The sequence below is a fragment of the Flavobacterium sp. CAU 1735 genome (assembly GCF_039888695.1).
Lineage (GTDB): Bacteria > Bacteroidota > Bacteroidia > Flavobacteriales > Flavobacteriaceae > Flavobacterium.
Genome location: NZ_JBDQQQ010000003.1, coordinates 171175 through 195802, shown reverse-complemented (window position 1 = coordinate 195802; position 24628 = coordinate 171175). Strand labels below are relative to the sequence as shown.

Sequence of the window (24628 nt, the reverse complement as noted above, 5' to 3'; positions counted from 1 at the left end):
TTGGTACAAAATGTCTTAACTACGGGAAAACCGTAATTGGATTGATTTTGAGAAGGTAATATTTGCACACGCATTTTAATAACAATTATGAAAACTATTTTTAAAGTATGGATTTTTATGATCCTGGTGATGCTTACTGGCTGTGAGCTGAACGAGGAAGTCGTTCGTAACGAAAACTATGCGGCTAAAATCAAGATTAGAGAAGCATCATTGGATAAATTACTTGGTGAAAGCAAGTTTGTTACTGCCTATAATAAAGTTTATGTTAACAGGGATAAATCCCGTACAGCTATGGAAGTTCAGTACAATTTCAGCATCGTACCGCATGGCGCAAAGGTGATAGAAGATGGTACTAAAACTTCCTACACTTTTAAGATTACACGGGAAATCAATAGCCCTGATTATTTTGAAAACCTTGTGATCAACGTAGACAGCATAGGACAACCAAGTGCATATATTTTAAAGTATACGCCTAGTGAGCCTTTACATTCAGGTGTACATGGCTCGTTTATATTTAAGGGAGACATTGATTTAATGCCGATAAATTATACTACATCATTATCAGGTAAAGATATTGTTTGCCATACAGCTACGATAATGATGTGCAATGAACATAAAGATGGAAATAAAATCGGACCAGAGCATGTTCGGGGTGAAGATTGTCAAAATTCTCTTTATTTATATGGGGTAACCTCAATAACCTGTGACGTCGTTGGCGGAGGAGGAAGTTTTGGAGCCGGAGCAGGTCAATACACCGGAGGTAGTAATACCGGAGGGCAAACCGGTAATGGCGGTGGCGGTGATGAAGATCCAAGTGGGGGAAACTCTAATCCTCCGAGTAATTGTCCACGTTGTCCAAATATAATAACGGTACCTGTTGAAGATTGGATTGAACCTCCTTTGCATTGTGACAAATTGAATGAGTTGTTGAAAAGCTTTAATTTTAAAGCGGCAATAAAAAAATTAAAAACAGATCAATCATTGACAGGTGTTAAAGAGCAAGGATTCAATTTATCCTATAATGGAAAAGGAAATCTTGTCGTATCAGAAGTTCCAGAGGCTAATACAGGTGACAATCATGTAAATTATTCCAGTAATTCACTGCTTTTTGGAGGAATACATTGCCATTTGAATGGTCATTTCTCAATGTTCTCGGAAGCGGATCTCTTTTTACTGGATAAATTTTATCAAGGGCATAATTATACTGCAAATAATGGAATTCCAGATCCATTAATACCTGTCCATATACTTGTTTCGAATATAGGAACTTATGCTATATCTGCTGATAATATTCAAGCATTGGAAAAGCTAAGAGCCATTTATTCGGATAATAGCAAGCGTGAAGATTTTAAAAGAGCTTTAGGAAGAAAATATAAAAAAATCGATAACAGTAGCTTTGCATTAGCAAATTATCAAACGATATTTTTAGAATTCCTAAAAGATAATGGCTTAGAACTTTCATTGTATAAAGCTGACGATAATCTAACCAAATGGACTAAATTAGCTTTGAATGAAAATCCAGAGACTAAAACAAACAAACCGATAAATGAAATAAACTGTAATTAATGTTAATATGAAATATATTCTTAAAATTCTCATGTTGCTAACCTTCTTCTCATGTAAAGCACAAATTATAGTGCCTCTTGCTGTAGATAGCGATGCAGCATATACAAATGGTACTTATAACAAAGATGTTGATAATGATTTTAGTAAATATATCGGTACTTGGAAATATCAAAACGGTAATACTACACTAACAATTTCTTTAGTAAAGAAAACTTTTGAATACTTCCCGTATAAAAATTACTATCAGGATTTGTTAATTGGAGAATACAAATATGTTCATAATGGGACTGAAATTATAAACACATTATCATTGCTTGCTAATAACTCACTACGAGGAGATGATCACAGCATTTCCGGAAATTTGATTTGGACAAAAAATTTGTACCCTATATGCAGTGATTGCGAAGAGAATGAACGTCGTATTAAATTATCAATTTCTGATCCTGAAAGAACCTATTTAAGTAACTCTATTGTTTTACGATATAAAAATGACAATGGAACCCAAAAGATAATTGTCAAAATATATAAAAGTGATAATTCTATTATGCAACCCGAAGGTTCTCCAAATGAAATGCGTGTTCCTTATGGAGAATATATTTTGATAAAGCAACCGTAATTAGATAGTATTAGCTGTAACTAAATACAACTATGAGATATATTTTCACAACGCTTGCTTTATTTGTCCTATTCTCCTGTAAGGCACAGACTGTGGTCTCACTTGCAAGTGATAGCGATTTAGCCTTTACAAACGGAACTTATAATAAAGATGTAGATAATGATTTTAACAAATATGTTGGGACCTGGAAACTCATACAGGGTAGTACTAGCCTGACTTTTGAGATAAAAAAGCTAACATTTAACCATTATCAATCAAAGAATTATTATGAAGATTTATTAGTTGGGGAATATCGATTTATTGAAAATGGTGTTGAAAAAATAAATACTTTAAGTCAAATGATTAATCCGCCTGCTAAGGCAGGATATCACAATATTTGGGGCAATTTAATATGGACAAAAAACTTGTTTCCTAAGTGTGATGATTGTTCTCAAAATGAGAGAAGAATAAAACTGTATATTACAGATCCTGAAAGAAAATATCTTGACAATGCTGTAATCTTACGATATAAAAATGAAAATGGAGTAGAAAGGATAATTGCTAGGATATATAAGAACGATACATCTGTAATGCTTCAAGAAGGGGCGCCGGATGAAATGCGTGTTCCTTATGGAGAATATGTTTTAACAAAACAACCTTAGAGTTTTTTAGGAAGTTTACCTCGTTCCTGTAAACGGCCAGATGTCCGGTTGTTAAACAAACCGATCTTTCAAGCCCTTAACTCGGAACTCGTAGGCTTAGCTTGCAGTAAGGATTTATACCTGTCTACTTAAATTAAAAGTAGACAGGTATTTTTTTTGTCTGGAATTAAGATACTCGATAGCGCGGATTTGTAACCTGTTAGTACGGATTTTTAATCCGTGCCCTACTAAGAAAAGATAACATTAAGGATAAAAAAAAGCCCTGATTTAAAATCAGGGCTTTCAAAAGTGGCGGAGAAAGAGGGATTCTTAATACCTATTTTCACTATTATGCACATGTTGTAAATCAGCACTTTACACTTATAAAATAGCTAAAAAATTAATGATTCTGACACAAAATTGACACAGGTCAAATCGCTGGATAACTAATAATTACAGGCCTTTCCTGCTATTTTATAAACAAAAAACCGTTGATTTTCGCAAAAATCAACACCTTATTAGTAATCCCCTTTCAAGGGATTACTAAAACCGTTTTTCATAGAAAAACACCATTAAAGAAGGCACAGCCTTTTTGTAGGCGGTCTTTTTTTTGTTTTTCCTTCCCTTTTATTCTATTTATTATTGTTTTTTGTATTATTTGTATTTATAAAGGAAAAATGTAGTAAAATCAACACTTTACGAGGTAATACAAAAAATAATACAAAAATTAAATAATACAAAAAAATGTATTATTTAAACTTTATCAATATTCCTTTGAAGTTTTGGCCGGTTCCGTCGTCTTCAAGTATTATTCCGTCAAATTGGATGTTTGTTTTTTCTGCTTTCTTAAGTAATTTCTTTTTTATCGTTTGATAACTCATGCCGTTGTAAAGGGTTCCTAATTTCTCTTGACCTACAACATCATAATTTTTATTCGTTGGTTGACAATCTGAAAATATAAGCTTCCCTTCATACTCATTAACTTCCGCCTGTTTATTAGGAGAAAATACATTAAAAGCTACCAAAAAACTAAGACTTGCGCCCATAGTTAAAAAAAGTATGTTTTTTTTCATATAAATAATATTTGATTATTGTAATTAACTCATTGTGTTTATTCTTATGCTAGCCTTGATAAGTGCCAGTGCTGTTATTTTTGATAAATGAATTTCTATATCATGATGATGCTTGTTTTCGCTAACAAGTTTTATGTGTTCATTACTTTTTTCGCTTTTGTGAATATATTTAACTGTAATCATTGGGTCATCATCCATTCGCCATCCAATTAAGTACATTTCTCCGAATATTATATTTTCTTTTACATTACTCAATTGTTTATACATTACAATATCTCCCGACTTCAATAAAGGATACATAGAATCTCCTGTAATGTAAAGCGCACCATCACACTTGGGAAGGTTAGGTATTTCTATATAGTCTACCGGTTTAGTATTTGACGAATCAGCAAATAAAGTAACGATACCAGCAGAGGCTTTTATACTGTACAATGGTACAGATTGATTTTTTATTATACGATCTGACTTCAAACTGAATATTGCTGTTTTATCTTTCTCCATACTTCCAACACCAGTAAGCAGCCATTCTATATTTATGTTAGGATATGTGGTCAAAATTTTTGCCACTGCGTCTGAATTCAAACTACCCTCCTTTGCTTTACCTTTAAAACTACCGTAACTCATATCGATAGATTCTAAAAAAAATTCGATGCCAATATTCTGATTTTTAGCAAAATACAACACTCTTTCCTTTATGTTGGTATATTTTTCGTCTATATTTATTTTTTTAGTCAAAATTTATACTATATTTGTTTAACAAAACGGATTTAAAGCGGAATTGAAACGGAAACAAAACCGAATTAAAACGGAAAATAAAATTAAGGTATTTGTATCGAAAGGTACCAATAATAAAACATTTTTTTTTCCGCTAAAAAAAAGGCAATAAAAAACCATTGAAAAACACCTGGTTAAAAGGTCTTTTCAATTAAACATTGCCACCCGCTTTGTAAGTCAATTATTATACCAAAGGTTAATTGAAATACTGAAACTGCTATATAAAAAGAGCGGGATAATCCCGCTCTTAAAAAAGTTGGTCGCTACTTTTTTGGCGTTAAGTCTACTTTTTTAAAAGAAGAACAAAGGCAAATGCAATAAGTGAAATAGCCAATTGTTCATCCGTGAGACTCAACTCAACATTGTCATTTAATTTAACAACATTCATACGACCATCGGGGCGCGAGTGGTTAGCGCGCCACCTACTCAAATATAGCAGTTTCTTTTTTATTAAAATAGCTATGATCAACAAAGCACAACAGGAAAAAATAAAATCAGTACTGGGTTCCAAATACTCCCCGGCCATTATTAAACGGCTGAACCGCCGTAAAGTGGTAAATGCCCGTGGCGGTTCCTATTCTCCCGAATCAATCCAGAAGATTGTTAAAGGAAAAATAGAAAACCCAGCGGTCGAATTGGAAATCGCAAAACTCGTTTCCGACACGATCGCGAAACAAAAAAAAATTGAAGCCCAAAAAAAAGCATTGTTAAAGTAGCCTACATCCATGAGTAACAATAACTACCCTATAACGACAGAACAAATTTTCGAGGCTACAAATGGCGGACTAGACATTTACAATAAGTATTTGTCGCTTCCTGCCGGTGTGGAAAACGGAAAGAAAAAGTTCAAACTACGCGATGAAGAGAAAACGCCTAGCTGTGTACTGGTAAATCGTGACGGTATTTTCTTTTTAAAAGACTTTGGAGATACTAAGGCTAAATCACCGATCACTTTTGTTATGGACTTTTTCGGTATTGAAATGGGTGACGCTATTAAAAAAATCGCTGCTGATTTCAACTTATTACCTGGACAAACATTCTATAAACCGGAAAAAGATTTTTCCGATACTGATCTGCCGGAAAACCATTGGAAGGTTGTATTTAAATATTACGGAAACCTGTCCACTATTGGTCCATTCATTGAGCCGGAATTAGCTATTGAATACGGTTTTAGAGAGGTCGAATACTATGAAAAAGTAATAATCAGTAGCAAAACGAATCGCAAAACGTTGCTAACGGTTACCGCAACGAATCATTATCCAATTTTCGCCTATTTGGAAAAGGATATTGAAGGAAACGTTTATCCGGTACCAGTAACCGGAAAATCTAAACCAAAAACAAAGCAGGAATCAACAAACAATTGGTGCAAATTATACGAACCTAAAGCAACTAAAAACGAATCCGGTTTTTCGTCCAAGCATTCTTATTTAGGAACCAAACCGGAACGTCACGTTTACGGCCTTGACCGGATTTTAAACAAAACGAACTATGACCGAATTTTAGATATTAAACGTGAAATAGCGACATCTAAGGATAAATCTTATATCGAAGAATTACGCGAAGAATTAAATTATTTAATGCTTGATCAGGTGTTTGTACTATCCGGCGGTACCGATGGTTTAAACTGTGCATCGCTTGATAATGATGTTATTTGGTTTGGCTCTGAAAGCGAACAAATTAATAGCAAGGAATACCAACTATTGAAAACGATCGCAAAAAAAGTGATCAACATTCCGGATATTGACGCGCCTGGCCAAAAGTACGGTAAAGAAGTAGCCGGTAAGCACTGGGAAATGTTGTCCTTATGGCTTCCTAAAGACAAAATGACCAAAGGCGGTAAAGACTTCCGAGACTGGATGGGCTTTTACAAGTCATGCGACAAAGAAAAATTGAAAGAGTATTTCAATTTACTATTGCCAACAGCTTTAAAATGCAAATTTTTCGATAAAAAAACCGCTAAAAACGGATCGATCACCTATAAAATAAACCTGTCAAACCTACACTATTTTTTAAATGTAAATAATTTTTACACTTATAAAATAGCACATAAACACATCGATATTTCTACGGATGAACAGATAATTTTTGTATTCATTCAAGGTAACATTGTCCGTAGGGTAAGTCCGCGAGATATTCGCCGTTTCTGCCTTAACTACATTAAGGAAAAAGGCCAAAAAATTGACGTTGCAAATTTAATACTGTCAACACCGTATTTTAATGAAAATCATTTATTAGGGCTTTCTGATATCGAGTTGAATTTTAAAAACTACGATTCGGAAAACCAGTACTTTTTTTTCCAAAATCAACTTGTAAAAATTAGTGCTGATTCCATTGATTTTAAAAAGCACGGAACGGCCTTAAATTATGCTTGGGATAAATCAATTATCAAGCATAATATTTTTCCGGAAGATCAATTTTTCAAATACTATACCGACGAATTAGGCCATAATAGAGTAAAAATACTCCGTTCGGATTGTCAGTACCAAAATTATTTGATCAACGGAAGCCGTGTTTTTTGGCGCAAAGAACTGGAAGAACCTTTCACCGATGAATCAAAAAAGAAAGCGTACCACGAAAAAAACCGGTTTAATCTGAACGGTGATAACCTTTCAATTGACGAACATATTAAACAAGAGCAACACTTTTTATCCAAATGCTTTGCTATTGGATATTTAATGCACAGGTACAAACGCAAGAGTTACGCCCGGCTTATTTATTCAATGGATAACGCGGTTAAAGATTCAACCAGCGACAGCAAAGGAGGTACCGGAAAGTCTGTTATGTTCGATGGTCTTGATTATTTATTGACTAACCGATTTTTCTTGAATGGTAAGGACAAAAACATGACCACAAACAACCACTTGTTGCAAGGTGTAACTGAAAACAATGATTATTTGTTGATAGAAGACATTGACCGATACATAGACATTTCTTTTCTGTACACATGGATAACGTCTTCGGTGAAGGTTAATCCTAAAAACAACGGGCAATATGAACTTTCGTTTCAAGAGTTTCCCAAAGTGGCAATTACATCTAATTACGGTATACCGTCTTTGGATGATTCCACGATGAGACGTGTATTTATTATCTCATATTCTGACTATTATCATGCCAAAAACGACAATTACAGAGAAGAACGCCGGATAACACATGATTTCAATGGAAAAGAGTTGTATGCTGATTGGGATAATTCCGAGTGGGTTAAGTTTTTCAATTTTCTATTTCAATGCTGCCAATTTTATTTACAAAACCGTCAATTGGATATTGTTGCGCCCGATGATAATATTAAAATCAATAACCTAAAATCCGGTATCGGCGATTCATTTATAGAGTGGGCAAACAGTTATTTTATAGCTGACAATTTAAATACAAAAATCCCACGCAAAGAGATGATGCGCGATTATTCAGACTTTGTAGGTAAGTCCTCTAAGTCCGCCCAAGCGTTCCGAACATCACTACAAAACTACTGTAAGTTAAACGGATGGCAGTTGAACCCGGATGAAGAAAAACGCGCAAGTGATGGGCGAATAATGATCAACCAATACGATCCACAAAAACAAAAAAACTCTATGGTTGAGTGTTTTTATATCAAAGCCGAAAATGTTGTCAAAGAACCATTGACCGACAACCCTGAATCGGAATCAGAGCCGGAACAACAGGAATTATTTAACAAAAAAGAAGTAGACACTGACGTACCATTTTAAAACCAATAACGATGGAAAACACGGAGTTCAATATTTATTTGAAATGGTGCCTGGATAATGATATTAAAATTTATCCAATACCGACAGTTGTACCAGGGCATTACCGGTTAATCATTTCCACACGTGGAATTGAAAAAATGGGAGACAACATTTACCGCGATAAGCCATTGAAAGATGAGCCGTCCGTTTGGGAAAAAATAAGGCTACTGTATAGAGACATTTATAAAAAAAATAACAATCCTAAAGCCGCATAACATGATGAGTATCGATACATTTTTAAAGAGAAAACACGACATAGTAAAGTGTTTAAATTGGGTTTTAACCGATTATAAATACGCTATGTTGATACCATTTGACGATTACAGCACCTTTGCTGATTTCCTTGAAGAACATCATATGTCAGCCGGAATTTGTAACTATTTAACCTGTGAGTTAAATAATGTATCAGCAGAATTAACGGTTTATATAAAACGGGAAATGTCTAAAACGTTTAACGAGTCTTTTGTTCCGGGTGATTTTTTTTCCGAAACGTTGCCTGATTTTCCGATACATACAAACATATCAGATCATTATTTTTTTCCAATACTGGATAATTCAATGCAAATAAACACAGTCCAGGAAGTTAAAAACATTGTCTTACTCCCACGAATAGAACTACTCCAAAAAACCATTGATCGGCTAAACATTGAATTAACCGATTTCATAGAAAAAATACATTGAAAATTACAAAACGCCAACCAAAATGAAAGAATTATTACGAATCAGAGATAAGGACGAACTATACAACTTGTACAGGCTTCAAATATCGGAAAAAGAAATACGCGCCGAAATAAACGAGATAATCGCCGAAAATAGGCCTAACCTATCGCGAGACAAACCGCTATTTGTCCGGTTACTCCGTATCGATGAGATAGTGATTTTCATTCATCGGAATGGCGTTCCTTTTGGCTATAAACTATCCGAAGAACTCCAATATAGATTGGACAGATATCGCGAAGAATTAGCCGCTGAAAAACGATTTACATTGAAAAGATATAAATATAGAGAGATATGACAGTAACAGATTTTATACACGGTGACTGTGTGGAAATAATGAAAGGCTTTGCAGATAACCAATTTGATTTGGCTATTGTTGATCCGCCTTACGGAATTGGCCAAAACTGGAAAAAAGATAAGTTCTCACAATTTTATGATCATGTTAATGATTTCAATAACACTATACCAGGTCAAGAATATTTCGATCAGTTATTTAGAGTTTCTAAACATCAAATAATTTGGGGTTGTAACTATTACTGGAATTTTTTACCGCCAACAAACAATTTAATTTTTTGGGATAAAGGTAAAGATGCAAAAAAACAGTTCGGATCGGCCGGCGAACTCGCCTATACTTCATTTACAAAATACCCCTTGATGAAATATTATTTTTTATGGAACGGCTGTTGTGTTTGTGAAACAACAAAAAAAATACACCCCCACCAAAAACCGGTTAAACTCTATGAACAATGCTTAATTGATTTTGCGCATCCAGGAATGAAAATACTTGATACACATCTTGGTTCCGGCAGCGGTGCGATAGCCGCCTATAAATTAGGATATGATTTTACAGGCATTGAAAAAGATGAGAATTACTTAAACGATGCAAGAAATCGATTTAATGAAACCGTAAAACAGTTAAGAATAGATTTTTAATCAATAATTCCTTAAAACCATGCAAACAGAAAACAACAATCTGCAAAATGACAACTGTATAACGTTTGAAATTCGATTAGATGAACTAATTGAAGTAGGTCAGGCTTTAGCAGAACATACAAAGTTTCAGTTGTTTGAAAAAGTTCATTACGTCTCTGCTACACAATCAGTTTTATCAAATAATGGAACTGTCTCTCAAAAGGTAACAATAAACATGGATTGTGATTTTATAATAGTAATTCACGACGGTACAGAAATACCTATTTCAATTAGTAATTGGAATAGTTTGTGCCAACTTGCGCAGCATTGCATTTCCAAAGTTGATGAAGTAACCAATTTTATAAAAAATAACTCTTAAAAACTAAAACAATGATATACAAGGAATTAAGCATACATCAAAAAATAAACGTCAAGCAGTCAATTATCAATTGGTACGAAAATGTAAATGGATGGTCGCAGACCGCAAAAAAAGAACATCTACCTGTATACATGATTTTTTATAATCCGGAAGTAACAGAAAGCGAATGTGAAATGATTCAGTATGTAAAAAAAACAAAAAAAAGATGAAAACAGAAAGTACAGAATATCTTATTCGAAACCTTGTCTCAATGACTGATTTCGTTTTAATCCGAAGCAATGAACCAGCATTAAAAGATTGTCCTGCCGAAATTAGAACAATACACCGTTACGCTGAGTTTTTACAACAACCGCTAAAACTCGAAATGTTTGTACCTATTGACTCGGATGGTTTTTTTTGTGAAGAACCAAATCATAAAGATTTTTTAGAAGCCGACGACTTTGTTAATAATGGCTTTTTCTTAGAATTAAACGACTACGAAAAAGCCTTAAATAAAATATTGTTCAAAGGCTTTAGTGTTCTACCAATCAACCCTTATCAAGACACAAACTTTGAAAATTTAATTGGACATATAGTCCCTTTAACCAATGGTGAGGTTATGTTACCATTTATAGACAACGCAAACATGACTATTGGGGATTTTATCGTGATGTTTAATCTTTTAGAAACTATTACGGTAGAAAAAAAGCCATTAACAGGAAAGGAAGATTTAAAGCATGGTGTAATCATCCTGACCGACACCGCATTAAAACAAATATTTGGTCATGCCGGCTATTAAATCCGACTGTCCGACACGAGCGGAAATCAATCGTCACTTTGTAATTAGCTACGAAGTTCAAGGCGAAAAAGGCTCTAAACTGATCGGAGCCGGGAAATATGAAAGCCTTGTCGGTGAAAAACTAAAAATAAAGCACTTTAACGAGGTTTTAAGCGGTAAAAGGTATCAATACACATTTAAAATCAGAAACCGCCTCACAATTAAATTTCGGTCAAAATAACAAAACCAATTAGACATTTAAACTATGAAAACAGAATTTACACCCGATAACTTTGAAAAACTGACAATCGCAACGGTTGAAGCTTTTAACAACTTACAACGCGTTAAAAAAACGCGTCAACACTTGAAAGTACCTTTAAAACCATTATCAATGACTGTTCAACAAGCTATTGACTATAATCAGGAATTGGACATAATTGAAACCGAAAGACAATCATGTTTATCGTATGAGCGCGAATTAGAAGCCGATTTCAATAGCAAAAGATCAAGTCTTTATCAAATGATTCCAGAGTTAAACCAATGGTTTATTGTGGATAGTCGCAAATATGCGGTCGGTATAGTTAACTATTCTAATTATAGATTTCAAAGAGACGCTATAGTTATTACAGATCAAGTAGATAATCTTAGAAGGTTGGAATATGATTCTTACAGGTCTTTTTCCGATGGTAATCTACTTAAATACGACGAACAATCTTAAATACCAATCCATGACAAAACAAGAAAAAATAAAGCACGTTTACGGCGGTCAATGGGATCGCTTAAAAGACAAGATCGACGATAACGGTTGGTCGACTGAAAAATTAAGTTACGAAGGTGCCGACGGTGATACTTATGGTTTTTTCGATTGTAATTCTCAAACCTTTAATGGAGTAACAATGTATCGTCCATTTGATCTAGTTGGCATTGAAAACAACAACGGTTGGTTTAAAATTGAAAAACAAGACGGTCTTTACCCGGCTGGTTTGTACTGGGTAGTTATGGAAATAACTACAAGTGATTCAATGAAATTTAAGGTTGTAGTGCCGTACACCGCAAACGAACCGTTTACTGATTGGCCACAACCTTCGGAAAGAGTAAGATATACTCATTATGATTTAATCGTTCGGCCAACAAAACTACCTCTTTACTAACCAATAACTAATTGAATTATGAGTAGACAAAATTTATTGGTAACCGTTTCCGGTGGTAGATCATCGGCAATGATGGCCAGGCATATTCAAATGAGCCATAAATATAAAGATTATAATAAACTTTATGTTTTCTGTAATACTGGTCAAGAACGTCATGAAACAATTGATTTTCTTAAAGACATTGTTAAGTACTGGAAAATACCTCTTAATATAATTGAGGGGGTGTATTCATTAGAACATGGCGTCGGCGTTAAAAGTAAGATTGTAGATTTTGACACAATGGACATGCAAAGTATGGTTTTTTCCGAAGCAATCGCCCATGTAAATAAAAATAAATGGATTGGGGTTCCTAATTCTGCTACTCCATATTGTTCAGAGTATCTTAAAATCCGTCCATCTCATCATTTTGCAAAAAAAATATTTGGGACTACAAAGTATGTTAAAGCTTTAGGTTATCGTCGTGAAGATATGCCCAAAAGAATCACTTTGGCTGAATTAAAACATGATGCCACCCGGATTGCACCACTATTAACAGACTTTGATCGTCCAATTGGACATCGGGAACTAAACCATTTTTACGACAACAATGAATTTAAACTTCGAATTCATTCCGACTTAGGTAATTGTGAAATGTGCTATAAAAAATCAACTAAGAATTTAATAAAATCAATCCAAACCGGAGCCACGCATATAGATTGGTACAGAGACAAACAAAATCAGTATGGAGACCTTTTTTTTCGGGAAAATATGTCGATCGATGATCTTGTAAAATTAGCAGAAAACAGCACTCAACTCGATATGTTTGAAAATGTAGGAGACGGATGCGTTTGTAATTTTTAACCAATAAAAAATTTAAAATCATGCTTGAAAACATCTTGAAAATAATCGACAACATCTACTTTAAAATTATTTACTTCTTGTGTCTAGGATATACAGTTATGTATATTCAGTTTTGGTTCAACCAGCTTAACGATCCGCCTTTCGAGAGGCTTTCGGCCATCGTAATTAAGTTTACATTAGTCACAACAATCGTTGCAATATTAATTTCAGCCATTGTATTAATCAAAAACAACCAAAAAGCGGCAAAATAGCCGCTTTTTTTGATGCTTTCAACTAATAATTGCTAAACCATTGCAATTATTAATTTAATTTTTATAACAATACACCTGCTCAAAGTTATAAAAACATAACACAACCTTTCCTAACCTTACGTAAACTACCCTATCCTTACCCGGCTTTCCTTAACCTTTCACGCCTAATTCACTGTACACCAACTTTGTAATGTTCAAAACAAGGAATATTAAAGGTGAGCGATACAACGAATTTTAATCCACTTTACAGGCCAATTTTAAGCGGTTCAGAATATAACAAATTAATTCCCGATGCTCCATGTATGGAATTTTCGCTCGGGAACGGTGATACCGGCTTCACGGTTACCGCAATGGAAACTTGGATTAAAGAGCATTTCAAACAACTTTCGAAAATCGCTCCCCTTTTAAAAGCGGAAACGCTTCAACAAACAATTGCAAATATTCATGGATGGACGTGCTGGCATTTTCAGTACGTGAGAGACGATGCCGAACAACGCTTAAAATCCCCGGCCTGTGCTTGGAAAACAAGATCACAGGGAATGGATTGTAAAAGTTATACGATCGTTGTTTCTAGCCTACTGCTAAACCTCGGAATCAAACACTATATCCGCAGGATTAAACAACCAGGAAGCGACCATCCGAATGAATATTCACACGTATACGCAATTGTTCCTTTTGATCAAAACACAGCCGATTTAAAATCCGGCTATTACACAGTAGACGCGACCCTACTGTTAAATAATGTAGAAGTTGAACACACAGAACCAAAAGACACACTGATGGACTTTAAACACACAGGACTTAACGGGGTTGCGAAATATCGTCCGGGAAAACCAAGACGGGGTCTTGGAATCTCGTTAGGCGATATTAAAAGTTTGAATTTCGGTTCGCTTTTTTCCAACATGAGTTGTTGGGGCGGATCGGCGTACGAAAGCCAGGATATCCAAAGAATGTTACCCGGGATAATGGCAAAGTACAAAAAAAATTATGATGAAATAAACGTTGCTGTTGCCACTAAAGACATGGCAAAATTGTCACAAACCGTAGCTTATGCACAAGCTTGGCCGTTCGCTGCTTGGAACAAATTGCAAAATATCTTCTATGGCAAAAAGTGGAACGTTTGTACAGATGACTCGATCAGGTACACTCAACAAATCCACACCGATATGAACAACAAAGTCAATCCTTTGTTAGTCGCATACCTGGACAAATATTTCATCAAAACACCATCCGGTCAAAAAGTATCGATATGCACTAACGTTTACACAGCTGAGTTTGCCACGATGTTTTTTAGCGATATCGGAGCGGAAGGCTGTCACTCGATTGACTCATACAATTTTATGATAAAACCCGGTATAACCATCGTACCAAAATTCGAGTTACCGCCTGATCTGATCAACGCAATCAATCAAGGATTGCCGGCACCTTCAACAGCATCGAGTTTGGCACAAATGGTTAACACGGCCGCTAGTTATATCAGCCCAACCGCACCACCGGGAGCAACGCCAACACAAGGCGGAAACTACACACAGGATCCAGCAGCCGGAACCGACGGCGTGGCACCAAACACACCCGGAACCGACAAAGGAAAAGGTATTGGCGTATGGGGATGGATTGCAGCCGGAACAGCACTATTAATCGGCGGTACCGCCTATTACATGAACGAAAAGAAAAAACCAAAAACACCAAATACAGATGGACGAAAGTAAATTTTTTGGGAAAGGAGGCTGGTTGGCTCGTCAGTTTAGACGTGGAGCTAGTTTGATAAGGGATACTCCAATATTAAGAGATTTTTTCGGTCAATTGGCTTTAGGGCTTGATTTTGCCGCGGATGGCGCGGAGGCCATCGAGGTCGGCTTTAAAACAACAGCAAATATAAGCCTATCACCTTTAGAAGAACAACAACTCGATGCCTGGGCGGATCAATTCTTAATCCAGCTATCACCAAGATTGGAAGATTTTGCAAGATATCAGAACAACGAATCATTGCAACAAAAAATTGACATACTGAACAATGCTTACAAGGAATCCGCAGCGATTAAAGCGCATTTCGCGGCTGCTACAACAGGATTAACAACAAACCAAGTTCAAGCCCGAAATACCTACGTACAGAAAATCACTGAGCAACTAATGTTAAAAGCAGAGCATTTGACAACAGATTTACCGGCGGAAATCACCGTACGTAATACCACCGTCCAAATGAGCAAAATTAATACGAACGGAATTACGGCAAATTCCCCGGTTACCGCGATTATAACGCCTCAAATTTCAACGAATGTAAAAACCGGAACAGTAGACCCGGTATTAATCATCCCGAACATTCCAACAACGGGAATCCCGTTTACTCCGGCACCAAACACACCGGTAAAAGACGTGGCGGTGGTTGATCCAATTAAAGTCGATCCAAACACGCCGGCAACAAATACCGGAAATAACACCACAGGAACCAAAACAACGACTTCCAGTAACGGAAAAATGGCTTTAGGGTTATTGGTTTTGGCTGGACTGTCTTTCGTGGGTTACAAAGCCTTATCAGGCAATAAAAAAAAGAGCAACAAAAAATAAAACAACTTTTTAAATCTTAAACAAAAATGGAATTCAAAAAACCGAAATCAAAGGATGTTGCGCCGGTTGCGGGTGCTGTTATCGCTGGTGCTGGTGGTGGTTTTGCTACCCGTGCAATCATTGATTCAGTAACAAAACCCGCGATTGAGGCCGCGCCAACACAAAAAGAATTAGATACTAAAAAATGGGCACAGGGCGGAGTGGCACTGGCTAGTTTAGTCGCTTTAATGTTTGTTTCAGGCAATGACACCGCCGCGCAAGTGACAAAAGGTGCTTTAGCTGGTACAGCTATCGTTAACGGGCTTGATTTTGCCGCAGCGGCATTCAAAAAAGAAGGCGCATTACCAGCTAACAAAATGGGTGATTTCGTTCGATCAGGTTTAGGCCTGGGTTGCGGATGCCAAACTGGACAAACCGACAGCGGATGGCATCAAGCATTAAATCAACCTTCATACGATGGTTATACGTGGGAAGAAATTTCCGCGATTCGCGATGCAAACCTTGACAGAGCAAATACCACGCTATTAAGCACAGGAAATTCGGATGCTTGGAAAAGTATGCCGGTAGTATAATCAAAACAAAAAAAACACTAACAAAAAAAACACATTAAAAATGTATACATCAGACAGACAAAACGAATTGAACAGAGCCGCGGAAGCGGTTAGCAAATTAGGAATTAGCCCCGCTACTTTCAAAGACACGACTGTTTACAAGCGTATGAATGTAAAGGGAAAAGGTGGTCAAATTAAGCTAATGGAAACCCAGGTTAACAAGCTTGTCGGAGATTCCAACCTTGACGGTAACATGTTAGCGCAAAACCGTCATTATATCATTGATGGGGCTAGAATTTTAGCTGATTCAGGTGCCGCTTCATTGGGCGCTGCTACATGGGAAGCTGATTTACTTCCACAATTGTTAAATTCCGAATTGGAAATCGAGCAAAACGGAAATACCATTTTCAAAATGCCGATTGCGGATTTGCACAAAAAAGAACTTGCTAACGGAAGTAATTTTTCTGTAAACAGTGAGTTCCGTTCGATCGCTAATCCGGTGGTTTTATTCCCGCAAAAACAATTTGAAATCAAAATCAATATGCCGGATGGTACTTCCGTTCCTGCGGGAACAGATTTCTACATCAGTGTAGAGTTTAGAGCCTTCGAAGCGTATTCCAAGTAATAAGCTGCGATTTTCATGTTTTCATAACCGAAAGCCCTTGAATCCGTTTGAGGGCTTTTTAAAAAAAACAATCCAAAAATGAACACACAGGAAGAAGTCATTCAATTTAAGATTGAAAAAGATGCAAAAGGCGGAATGATTGGATCAGGTGCATTGGCATCCGGTCAAGTTATGGAAGTTATCGTAAACTCAAATCGTAACAAGGATACGTATTTACAATTCCAAATCAAAGACGCTAACGGAGTAGAAATTTCCAAAATGCAACATATTGGAAACTACGAAATGCGAAACGCGGCAAACTATTACCAATGTGGAAAGCCTTTGTTTTTCAATCCAAACAACAGAACTATTTATCTGTATTTCAATTGCCCGGATGGGGCTACCGAAGACATAATCGGTGAAGCCACATTCGTTTACGAATGTCAAAACTAAAACCATGAAGAAAACAAATTTTGTATCAATGGAAATATCAGGAAATCACGCTTTTAAAGTCAAAAGCGTTACTTCTCTGTCTATCTCAAATCATGGCGATACAGATTTGCATGTATTTGGCCGGGTTATCCCCGCAATTTCAGGGGTAAATCCGTCTCGATTTGTAATCGATTCGGACGGTACTGAAACTGATATGGATTTTCCGTTAAAATTCGACACTGGTAAAGGGCGTGCATACATTGACTATAAATGTCTTGTAGAACCAAACAACTGTTAAAAAATGCGACCAAAACAACAGGAAAAAGAAACAACAATGTTAGAAATTATCACCAAGTTAGAAACCGACAGATGCTACGCGATTTCAGTAATGAACGCGGATAATTACGCATTTGTAGATAAAAATTTAATCGGCTCTAAAATGGTTGATGATTACGGCAGTGTAGAAGGTTATTTTCAACACCTTATTGATCAAAATATCACTGAAATTGTGATTCACCCTAAACGAACGAACGGAAAAAATGCATTTGTTCCAGCTGGAGAGAATCAAAAATTTTCCATTGGTAGTAAACCGGAAATTCCAAATCAATCAACCGTTGAAACGGAAAACGTGGAAAAACCTGTAAAAAACTACCATGAGACTAAACCGGAACCACCGAAACAAACACACAATATCCCGGTACCTACTGGGCTAAATGGTTCGTTTGGACTTGGTTTTACTGATATGATGAATTTATACGTCAATTCGAACGATAAAGCCAGGTTGGAAGTTGAAAACAATTTTTTAAAAGGCGAAAACGAACGGTTAAAAACCGATTTGGAAAAATTAAAGGAAGAAAAGCTAAAAAACAAGTATGACAACTCAAAATCCGAAGGAACCAAAGATTTTGTTTTAAGTTTAGCAGGTGTGATTAAAGATATTATTCCGACGGTCATACCAAGCGCCGCTCCCGGGCTAAACGCCCCAGCGCAACAACCTTTAAACCAATCACCGGAAATAACCTTTTTATCAAGTCTTGAGCCTGAGTTTTTACGCTTTTTAACTGGAGTCGGTCACATGGCACTTACTAACGAACAGTTCTGTAAAGAATTATTTGAACTAAAAAAAACACACGAAAATGTCACAGAAAACAATAGCGGTAACAATACCGGGATCTAACTTTATTGAAGAACAAACCCGTCAAGAAAAATTACAAACAATCGCACAGCTGCCATCTGACGACCTGGACAGGCTATCTCAAATAGCCGGAAACCCAAAAGCACTAAGCACGCTAAAATCAAAGTGGCTTTTCCTTAAAACAATGTTTTAAATGAAAAAAAATACCGGCCTAAAACGTTCGCCCGGTACTAGCAAGGTCGTAGCTAAACCGGGCAACAAAGGCCAAAAAACAAATAAAAGGGGGTTAGGTAACCCGGCGGCCATTGCTGCGGCATCTGCCGTGGCTTCGCCGGCGGGGCAAAAAGCAATAGATAAGGGAATTGACTTGTTTTATTTAGGCTTAAAAATTCTAATTGTAGGAGGTCTTGTATATTATGGATACAAAAAAATTTCCAACAAGTTTACTCCACGTCAAGAAGTTTCCACTTATCCTATTGCAAACATTACGCTTCACCAGGCGCAAGACCGTGCAAATGCATTATATCAAGCCATGGTAGGATATGGAAGTAATTTAGTGCAGGTTGCACAAAACCTTCAAGGTTTAAATTATAATGCATGGATAAGGGTTTATAATGCGTTTGGTCGCCGTCAGGGTGTTGTTCCTTTTTCAAAGGAAATGGACTTAACGGAATGGATAATTGATGAGTTTAACGATGCCGATTTAACGTATTTACGAGGTCTTGTCGGAGGCGTATTTTAAATAACAAACCAATGGATTTTACAGATAAAGAAAAAAAATACGGACTTATAGCGTTAGGTGTTGTTACGGCTGGTGTGATCGGATACTTTGTTTTTCGTTCGTCACCGCCCGGAAAAACTGGCGCAAGTGCCGATCCAACAGGAAACGGAACGGTTATAAATCCGGGATCATCCTATACGTTTGATGTTAACAAAACGGTAACCTCATTGTATGACGCAATGCGCCCAAGCGGTACCGCCGGATGGCCGCTCAATCCGAACGAGCGCGAAAAGATATTTGCGGCTTTAGAAAAGGTAACCGCGACTCAATTTGGACAGGTGTACCAAAAATTCGGAAAACGATCTTATAACAAGACTGCTGGAAATCAAATCAATTACCTGCCAATTACGCCGCTTCCGTTGGAACCTTTGGACGTGTGGTTGAAAAATGAATTGTCCTACGAAGATTATAGGCTTTTACAAATAAAATACCCTAATCATTTACCATAATGGATCAGAACAAAAAAATTTATATAGGAATCGGTGCTGCTGCCTTGCTTGGATTAGGGGTTTATTTTTATACTAAATCAAAAAAAAATCAGTCCGCACCTACAACCGATCAACCGGTTATAATTCCCACAAGCCCAACGCCAACCACGCCAACACCAATGGTTTTAGACCGAAATAAGGTGTTAAAAAAAGGCGTTTCCGGTGCGGAAGTTAAGGAACTGCAAAGGTTGTTAGGTGGTTTAACGGTTGATGGTTCGTTTGGAACAAATACCGAAAACAGATTGAAGGCGGTTAAAAACGTGATTCAAATTACTCTGAACACCTATACCACTACAGCATCAACTAATCCAAACGTATATCCTAATGGCACGAAAGTTTTTGCAGCAAAAACTAGCGGTGCAGTGGTCACGTTTGCAAAGGTTCGCGATGACGGAGCGTTTCTTGATACTGGGACTGTTTTTCGCACTATTCCACGTGGGGACACGGTTGGTGTTATTATATCAAGAGTTCCATCAGGTAATTACTACGTGGTAAGGTTTCCGTATGGAGACATACCGGTATTTGTTGCCGCGGTGGATGTAACCAAATCGTAAAAAAAATAAATGAAAGGATTTTTAATTTTTCTAGGTACCGTAGCTGCCGCCGGTACAGCTTATTGGTTGTACACGAAAAATAGTACACCACAACCAGTGGTTAGCGATGTTGTTTTGTCTCCACAGCTGGACTACAACAAGGTATTAAAGTACGGCGTACGCGGTGAAGAGGTAAAAGAGCTTCAACAAAGATTAGGCGGACTGGTTGTCGATGGAATCTTCGGAACCAAAACGCAATCCAGGCTAAAATCCGTTAAAAACGTGATTGAAATCACCTTAAATCAATTTTAAAATGATAATAACAGGAACAGTTTTTTTGCTTGATGATGGCCAAAGCGCTTACGGCGCAACAGTCACCGTCAAACAGACCGGACAAACCGCCACTACGAATTTGGACGGAACATTCAGTATTAATGTTCCTGATTTTAGCAGTGTATTAGTATTTGACTATCACGGTTTAACGCTACCGGTAGAAAAAACAGCGGCAGATGTAACCGGGCAAAAAACATGGTTGCAACTCGATCCGAGTGAGCCAGGTGCTCAAATCCAGGTAAAAGTAAAAAAGGATTACACCTTAGCGTACTGGGGGCTTGGCATTGCGGCGGTACTCGGAATCACTGCCCTTATTTTGGTTGCTGTAAAAGGCGACTCAAAACCGGATAAACCAAAAGTAGAACCTAAAGAAGTAGAAGTATAATTATGGCAAAAAGTTATCTAAATCAAAATGTACCTACACTGGGTTTAAAAAATAATAATCCCGGTAACATTCGTAGGTCAAAGGAAACTTGGGACGGAAAAGTACCTTTTTCATTAAGCCGTGATTTGTCGTTTGAACAGTTTTACGAACTACGGTACGGTTTAAGGGCGGTAATGCGAATACTGGTAACCTACTCTAAATCAGGTTACAGTACAATTTCGTTAATGATCAATCGATACGCCCCGGCTTCGGATAATAACGATACTAACGCATATATCAACTATGTTAGTCAAAAAACTGGATTGAAGCCTGATCAACCGATTACCAAATTAACAGGAACCTTGCTAATTGAACTAACCAAGGCCATTGTAAAAATGGAAATCGGACCATCGGTCGCAAATCAATACATTACCGATCAAGACTATCGTGACGGATTCAATATTATAGGGTTAGACTTAAATTCAATAGTCTTACCGGCTCCAAAAAAAAAACTGATTTAATCATTCCGATTGCTTTTGCATCGGTCGTGCTTTTTTCTATTTATAAAATTTTCAAATCGTCTGAAAAATGATCGGAATCATAATCCCGGAAGCTGCTTCCGATAGCAACAAAGAAGATAAGGTAAATAAAGTGTATGATTGGGAAATCATACAACCGGAATTATATCCGTCGGTTCCATTGGTTTACGAATCGGTTAAGGATTTGCAAAACCAAATAGACGATATGTGGACGCCTCGGACACACACTTTGCGATACACCGCTAACGCAATGCTTTCCGCGCAAACGTTGTGGCAAACTCACATTCGGGATTCTGCGCATTATCAAAATCCGGCGTTTACATACACAAACTTTAATCCAAACAATGTAGCTGGTACCAATTTCGATTGGAGAACGTTTAATGATATCGTGCCGTTTAACTGTAAAATCAAATCGGCACGCGTAAAATTCCAATCAGGAACAACGGCGGCCGTTGATTTTGCGGTTTACACAGCGAACCTACCGCAAGGAAGTGCGTTATATCCCACTGAACAGGGAACAAACCGAACCATCAATGTCCGAGAAACCCTGTCGTTAACAGCTACAAATGCATTTTCGCACAAAATAATCAATCCGGCCAATATCACTGATAACGTTATTCGTGAGGGGGCATTTTTGACAGTTCTATTTAATACCGGAAATCTCGCCGTGAATCTCTATTCATTCACGTTAATCCTTAACCTCGAAGAAATACAACTATGATGATGAGATACGTTTATAATGAAGACGGTTTTTACACCGAATCGGTTACCTCTGATGAATTAGTTGAAAATTCTACCTCGGTATCACCGATCGGTGTTATAACTCCAAAAATTGAGTTTCCAGGTGATCCTGATAGTAATTGGATTGATGGACGAACGCCTGACGAGATCAAAGATTGGAAGGCGTATCAGGTAGAACAAATTCAAGAAAAATACGATGGGTTAATTTCAAAACTCTTATCCAAACATATCGGTAAGTTTTTTATAGCAGAAACCCCTATTCCGGAAGAAATCAAAGCGGAAGGACAACGTTTGATTGATGAATGCAATTTGTTGATATCGGAGATCGATTCCGATGGTGACGAATACAAGTGACAATAAAATAAAAATCAACCAAATACCAAAAACAAAAAATGCCAATAGAATTATCTACACTCTTAACTATCATTTTAAGCGGAACGAATGCAGCACAATTTTTTATCATTTGGAAAACGCGCAAATCATCAGTCCGAAAATCCGACGCGGAAGCCCAACAGCAGGAAATATTAACTGTAGCCAATCTATCCGATGTTTATACTAAAATTAGTGAGGCTTTAAAAAAAGACGTAGAAGAACTGATAAAAAAAACTGAACGTCAAGCGGAACAAATTGAAAAACAGGCTAAACAAATCGCTGGACTTACAAAAACACTAACCGACTATGAAAGAAAATGCAAATTGTGTCAAAAGTAGGATAATCATCGGTCTTATTTTTTGGATTTTAATGATTGTAGGATTAATCAGTTTAGTATCGTGCGGATCCACACGCAAAAAAACGGAAATCACTGATACATCCAAAATAACTGATACGACTTTATACAAAAAAACAATCGTTTCGAAAGATTCTTTAATTCTGATCCCAGGCGCAACACTTAGGGTTTCGGTTCCGGCCGCACAATTGGACAACGGCCAACCAGTCGAAACAAAAACCGATCGTGGCCGGGTGATACTGCAAAAACAAGGCGAAAACATTGAAGCTGTTTGCATGATTGATGATTTGGTTAAGGTTATTCAATTACAAAATACAATTATTGAAAACCATCAAAAAATAGAATCATTGAAAATGAAAACGGAGAGTACAAGCGTTGTTAAGGATTCCTTTTGGAACACGTTTTTTGCTTCAATTGGATTTGTCTTATTACCTGTTACCGTTTTACAGTCAATATTCTTGATATGGATGATCAGAAAAAAAATAACTACATAGCCCCGGTTATTTGGGGAATAACTATAACCAGTTTAATAATTGCACTAACTATGACAGCAAAAAAAGCATTCGCGGCCATCGTGCCAAATCAAAAAATAAGAGGTTGTGACACTCACGGGTGTGGTTCCTTTGGTGCATCCCGAGGTGGTCGTAAGCATGAAGGTGTGGACGTTGTGGTAACACCAGGTACAAAAATTTTATCACCGATAGCAGGTAAAGTAATTCGACATCCTTTTCCTTATCCCGGAGATATTTTTTACAAAGGTATTTTAATTGAAAACGAGCAGTATAGTGTTAAGATTTTTTACCTGAATCCGACCGCTATTCAGAACACAACGGTGAAACAAGGAGATGTTATCGGAGTTGCGCAAAATATTGCGTCAAAATACAGTCCAGGTATGACAAACCATGTTCATATCGAAGTTAAAGACCGAACCGGAAAATTACTAAACCCAACTAATTTATTTACGTAAATGGGAACTGCAAAAAAAATATTGATTACTGGAGCCGTTATTCTTGGCGGCTTGATGCTTGTTGGCTGGAATAAAGCCAAAAACTTGACCAAAATTTTTTCAAAAATGGACATTTTCCCGTCAGGAATCAAAAATATTGATCTAAACTGGAAGCGTTTGTCTTTCAAAATGGATATAACATTTACAAACGGATCAAACGAGGACTTATCATTAAACGGATACGTTGTTACTTTAAAACGGCTAGACATTTACTACAACGGTAAATATGTGGCTTCCGCCCACCCTTATTTAACGTCAATTTCAATACCGGCTAACAATTCGTTGATTATACACGATATTCCGGTAGAAATTCCACTAACAGCCTTACCGAACATCCTGCTACAAATCACCGATTTTAATTTGTCTTTGTTAAAAGTAAATGCGACTATCGATGTTTTAGGTAAAGAATACTTAATAACCCAGGATTAAC

The 24628-nt window shown here is 36.8% G+C and carries 36 protein-coding genes; 34 read left to right on the top strand and 2 right to left on the bottom strand.

Annotation, left to right across the window (positions count from 1 at the left end; genetic code table 11):
- The first annotated feature begins 87 nt into the window (after nucleotides 1-87).
- From AAFN64_RS09825 to AAFN64_RS09815, 3 genes are read left to right on the top strand one after another with little or no spacing between them, the layout of a single operon-like run.
- On the top strand, nucleotides 88-1566 hold the full coding sequence (locus AAFN64_RS09825; RefSeq protein WP_347760302.1) for a hypothetical protein: 1479 nt from the start codon (nucleotides 88-90) through the stop codon (nucleotides 1564-1566).
- Between the two features lie 7 nt (nucleotides 1567-1573).
- A complete protein-coding gene (locus tag AAFN64_RS09820; protein WP_347760301.1) occupies nucleotides 1574-2182 on the top strand; it encodes a DUF6705 family protein in 609 nt (202 codons plus the stop codon).
- Between the two features lie 32 nt (nucleotides 2183-2214).
- The gene (locus tag AAFN64_RS09815; RefSeq protein ID WP_347760300.1) at nucleotides 2215-2823 is read left to right on the top strand and encodes a DUF6705 family protein; all 609 of its coding nucleotides are present in this window, start codon (nucleotides 2215-2217) and stop codon (nucleotides 2821-2823) included.
- Nucleotides 2824-3551: 728 nt separating this feature from the next.
- On the opposite strand, the gene AAFN64_RS09810 is transcribed toward AAFN64_RS09815, so the two are convergent.
- Both AAFN64_RS09810 and AAFN64_RS09805 read right to left on the bottom strand, forming a co-directional pair.
- Nucleotides 3552-3875, bottom strand: a complete 324-nt coding sequence (locus AAFN64_RS09810; protein ID WP_347760299.1) for a hypothetical protein — start codon at nucleotides 3873-3875, stop codon at nucleotides 3552-3554.
- Nucleotides 3876-3899: 24 nt separating this feature from the next.
- Complete coding sequence (locus AAFN64_RS09805; protein WP_347760298.1) at nucleotides 3900-4610, bottom strand: S24 family peptidase; 711 nt, start codon at nucleotides 4608-4610, stop codon at nucleotides 3900-3902.
- Nucleotides 4611-5110: 500 nt separating this feature from the next.
- Between AAFN64_RS09805 and AAFN64_RS09800 the strand changes: the two genes are divergently transcribed.
- The 31 genes from AAFN64_RS09800 (at nucleotide 5111) to AAFN64_RS09650 (ending at nucleotide 24627) form a co-directional block, all read left to right on the top strand.
- Nucleotides 5111-5365, top strand: a complete 255-nt coding sequence (locus AAFN64_RS09800; RefSeq protein ID WP_347760297.1) for a hypothetical protein — start codon at nucleotides 5111-5113, stop codon at nucleotides 5363-5365.
- Between the two features lie 9 nt (nucleotides 5366-5374).
- Nucleotides 5375-8353, top strand: a complete 2979-nt coding sequence (locus tag AAFN64_RS09795) for a hypothetical protein (protein WP_347760296.1) — start codon at nucleotides 5375-5377, stop codon at nucleotides 8351-8353.
- A gap of 11 nt (nucleotides 8354-8364) precedes the next feature.
- Nucleotides 8365-8607 (top strand): hypothetical protein, encoded by a 243-nt coding sequence (locus AAFN64_RS09790; protein ID WP_347760295.1) that lies wholly within the window; start codon nucleotides 8365-8367, stop codon nucleotides 8605-8607.
- Between the two features lies 1 nt (nucleotide 8608).
- Nucleotides 8609-9073, top strand: coding sequence for a hypothetical protein (locus AAFN64_RS09785; RefSeq protein WP_347760294.1), 465 nt, complete (start codon nucleotides 8609-8611; stop codon nucleotides 9071-9073).
- A 22-nt stretch (nucleotides 9074-9095) separates the two neighbouring features.
- Nucleotides 9096-9407 carry a hypothetical protein gene (locus AAFN64_RS09780; protein WP_347760293.1) on the top strand — a complete coding sequence of 104 codons (312 nt, stop codon included), beginning with the start codon at nucleotides 9096-9098 and terminating at the stop codon, nucleotides 9405-9407.
- Nucleotides 9404-10042 carry a DNA methyltransferase gene (locus AAFN64_RS09775; protein WP_347760292.1) on the top strand — a complete coding sequence of 213 codons (639 nt, stop codon included), beginning with the start codon at nucleotides 9404-9406 and terminating at the stop codon, nucleotides 10040-10042. The genes AAFN64_RS09780 and AAFN64_RS09775 overlap by 4 nt, the downstream gene beginning before the upstream one ends.
- Nucleotides 10043-10061: 19 nt before the next feature.
- On the top strand, nucleotides 10062-10400 hold the full coding sequence (locus AAFN64_RS09770) for a hypothetical protein (protein WP_347760291.1): 339 nt from the start codon (nucleotides 10062-10064) through the stop codon (nucleotides 10398-10400).
- Nucleotides 10401-10605: 205 nt separating this feature from the next.
- Nucleotides 10606-11178: a hypothetical protein gene (locus AAFN64_RS09765; protein ID WP_347760290.1), complete on the top strand. Its 573-nt coding sequence runs from the start codon at nucleotides 10606-10608 to the stop codon at nucleotides 11176-11178.
- Nucleotides 11165-11398, top strand: coding sequence for a hypothetical protein (locus tag AAFN64_RS09760; protein WP_347760289.1), 234 nt, complete (start codon nucleotides 11165-11167; stop codon nucleotides 11396-11398). Before AAFN64_RS09765 ends, AAFN64_RS09760 begins: the two co-directional genes overlap by 14 nt.
- Before the next feature lie 24 nt (nucleotides 11399-11422).
- Entirely contained in the window at nucleotides 11423-11875 is a 453-nt protein-coding gene (locus AAFN64_RS09755) for a hypothetical protein (protein WP_347760288.1), read from the top strand.
- 10 nt (nucleotides 11876-11885) lie between these two features.
- Nucleotides 11886-12308, top strand: coding sequence for a hypothetical protein (locus tag AAFN64_RS09750; protein ID WP_347760287.1), 423 nt, complete (start codon nucleotides 11886-11888; stop codon nucleotides 12306-12308).
- An 18-nt stretch (nucleotides 12309-12326) separates the two neighbouring features.
- Nucleotides 12327-13148 carry a phosphoadenosine phosphosulfate reductase gene (locus AAFN64_RS09745; RefSeq protein ID WP_347760286.1) on the top strand — a complete coding sequence of 274 codons (822 nt, stop codon included), beginning with the start codon at nucleotides 12327-12329 and terminating at the stop codon, nucleotides 13146-13148.
- 466 nt (nucleotides 13149-13614) lie between these two features.
- Nucleotides 13615-15108, top strand: a complete 1494-nt coding sequence (locus AAFN64_RS09740; protein WP_347760285.1) for a hypothetical protein — start codon at nucleotides 13615-13617, stop codon at nucleotides 15106-15108.
- Nucleotides 15095-15964 carry a hypothetical protein gene (locus AAFN64_RS09735; RefSeq protein ID WP_347760284.1) on the top strand — a complete coding sequence of 290 codons (870 nt, stop codon included), beginning with the start codon at nucleotides 15095-15097 and terminating at the stop codon, nucleotides 15962-15964. Before AAFN64_RS09740 ends, AAFN64_RS09735 begins: the two co-directional genes overlap by 14 nt.
- Nucleotides 15965-15990: 26 nt before the next feature.
- Nucleotides 15991-16536 carry a hypothetical protein gene (locus AAFN64_RS09730; protein WP_347760283.1) on the top strand — a complete coding sequence of 182 codons (546 nt, stop codon included), beginning with the start codon at nucleotides 15991-15993 and terminating at the stop codon, nucleotides 16534-16536.
- Nucleotides 16537-16576: 40 nt separating this feature from the next.
- On the top strand, nucleotides 16577-17140 hold the full coding sequence (locus AAFN64_RS09725) for a hypothetical protein (RefSeq protein ID WP_347760282.1): 564 nt from the start codon (nucleotides 16577-16579) through the stop codon (nucleotides 17138-17140).
- A 78-nt stretch (nucleotides 17141-17218) separates the two neighbouring features.
- The gene (locus AAFN64_RS09720; protein WP_347760281.1) at nucleotides 17219-17572 is read left to right on the top strand and encodes a hypothetical protein; all 354 of its coding nucleotides are present in this window, start codon (nucleotides 17219-17221) and stop codon (nucleotides 17570-17572) included.
- Between the two features lie 4 nt (nucleotides 17573-17576).
- Nucleotides 17577-17849, top strand: a complete 273-nt coding sequence (locus tag AAFN64_RS09715; protein ID WP_347760280.1) for a hypothetical protein — start codon at nucleotides 17577-17579, stop codon at nucleotides 17847-17849.
- 3 nt (nucleotides 17850-17852) lie between these two features.
- Complete coding sequence (locus tag AAFN64_RS09710; protein WP_347760279.1) at nucleotides 17853-18728, top strand: hypothetical protein; 876 nt, start codon at nucleotides 17853-17855, stop codon at nucleotides 18726-18728.
- Between the two features lie 151 nt (nucleotides 18729-18879).
- Entirely contained in the window at nucleotides 18880-19428 is a 549-nt protein-coding gene (locus AAFN64_RS09705; protein ID WP_347760278.1) for a hypothetical protein, read from the top strand.
- An 11-nt stretch (nucleotides 19429-19439) separates the two neighbouring features.
- Nucleotides 19440-19916: a hypothetical protein gene (locus AAFN64_RS09700; protein WP_347760277.1), complete on the top strand. Its 477-nt coding sequence runs from the start codon at nucleotides 19440-19442 to the stop codon at nucleotides 19914-19916.
- A complete protein-coding gene (locus AAFN64_RS09695) occupies nucleotides 19916-20509 on the top strand; it encodes a hypothetical protein (RefSeq protein WP_347760276.1) in 594 nt (197 codons plus the stop codon). Before AAFN64_RS09700 ends, AAFN64_RS09695 begins: the two co-directional genes overlap by 1 nt.
- Nucleotides 20510-20518: 9 nt before the next feature.
- Nucleotides 20519-20800, top strand: a complete 282-nt coding sequence (locus tag AAFN64_RS09690) for a hypothetical protein (protein ID WP_347760275.1) — start codon at nucleotides 20519-20521, stop codon at nucleotides 20798-20800.
- A gap of 1 nt (nucleotide 20801) precedes the next feature.
- Entirely contained in the window at nucleotides 20802-21206 is a 405-nt protein-coding gene (locus tag AAFN64_RS09685) for a carboxypeptidase-like regulatory domain-containing protein (protein WP_347760274.1), read from the top strand.
- 2 nt (nucleotides 21207-21208) lie between these two features.
- On the top strand, nucleotides 21209-21706 hold the full coding sequence (locus AAFN64_RS09680) for a hypothetical protein (RefSeq protein WP_347760273.1): 498 nt from the start codon (nucleotides 21209-21211) through the stop codon (nucleotides 21704-21706).
- Between the two features lie 67 nt (nucleotides 21707-21773).
- On the top strand, nucleotides 21774-22445 hold the full coding sequence (locus AAFN64_RS09675) for a hypothetical protein (RefSeq protein WP_347760272.1): 672 nt from the start codon (nucleotides 21774-21776) through the stop codon (nucleotides 22443-22445).
- Nucleotides 22442-22819 (top strand): hypothetical protein, encoded by a 378-nt coding sequence (locus AAFN64_RS09670; RefSeq protein WP_347760271.1) that lies wholly within the window; start codon nucleotides 22442-22444, stop codon nucleotides 22817-22819. Before AAFN64_RS09675 ends, AAFN64_RS09670 begins: the two co-directional genes overlap by 4 nt.
- Nucleotides 22820-22857: 38 nt before the next feature.
- Nucleotides 22858-23175, top strand: coding sequence for a hypothetical protein (locus AAFN64_RS09665; protein WP_347760270.1), 318 nt, complete (start codon nucleotides 22858-22860; stop codon nucleotides 23173-23175).
- Nucleotides 23144-23686, top strand: a complete 543-nt coding sequence (locus tag AAFN64_RS09660) for a hypothetical protein (protein ID WP_347760269.1) — start codon at nucleotides 23144-23146, stop codon at nucleotides 23684-23686. Before AAFN64_RS09665 ends, AAFN64_RS09660 begins: the two co-directional genes overlap by 32 nt.
- Nucleotides 23656-24159 (top strand): M23 family metallopeptidase, encoded by a 504-nt coding sequence (locus AAFN64_RS09655; protein ID WP_347760268.1) that lies wholly within the window; start codon nucleotides 23656-23658, stop codon nucleotides 24157-24159. Before AAFN64_RS09660 ends, AAFN64_RS09655 begins: the two co-directional genes overlap by 31 nt.
- The gene (locus AAFN64_RS09650) at nucleotides 24160-24627 is read left to right on the top strand and encodes a hypothetical protein (protein WP_347760267.1); all 468 of its coding nucleotides are present in this window, start codon (nucleotides 24160-24162) and stop codon (nucleotides 24625-24627) included.
- The last annotated feature ends 1 nt before the right edge of the window (nucleotide 24628 follow it).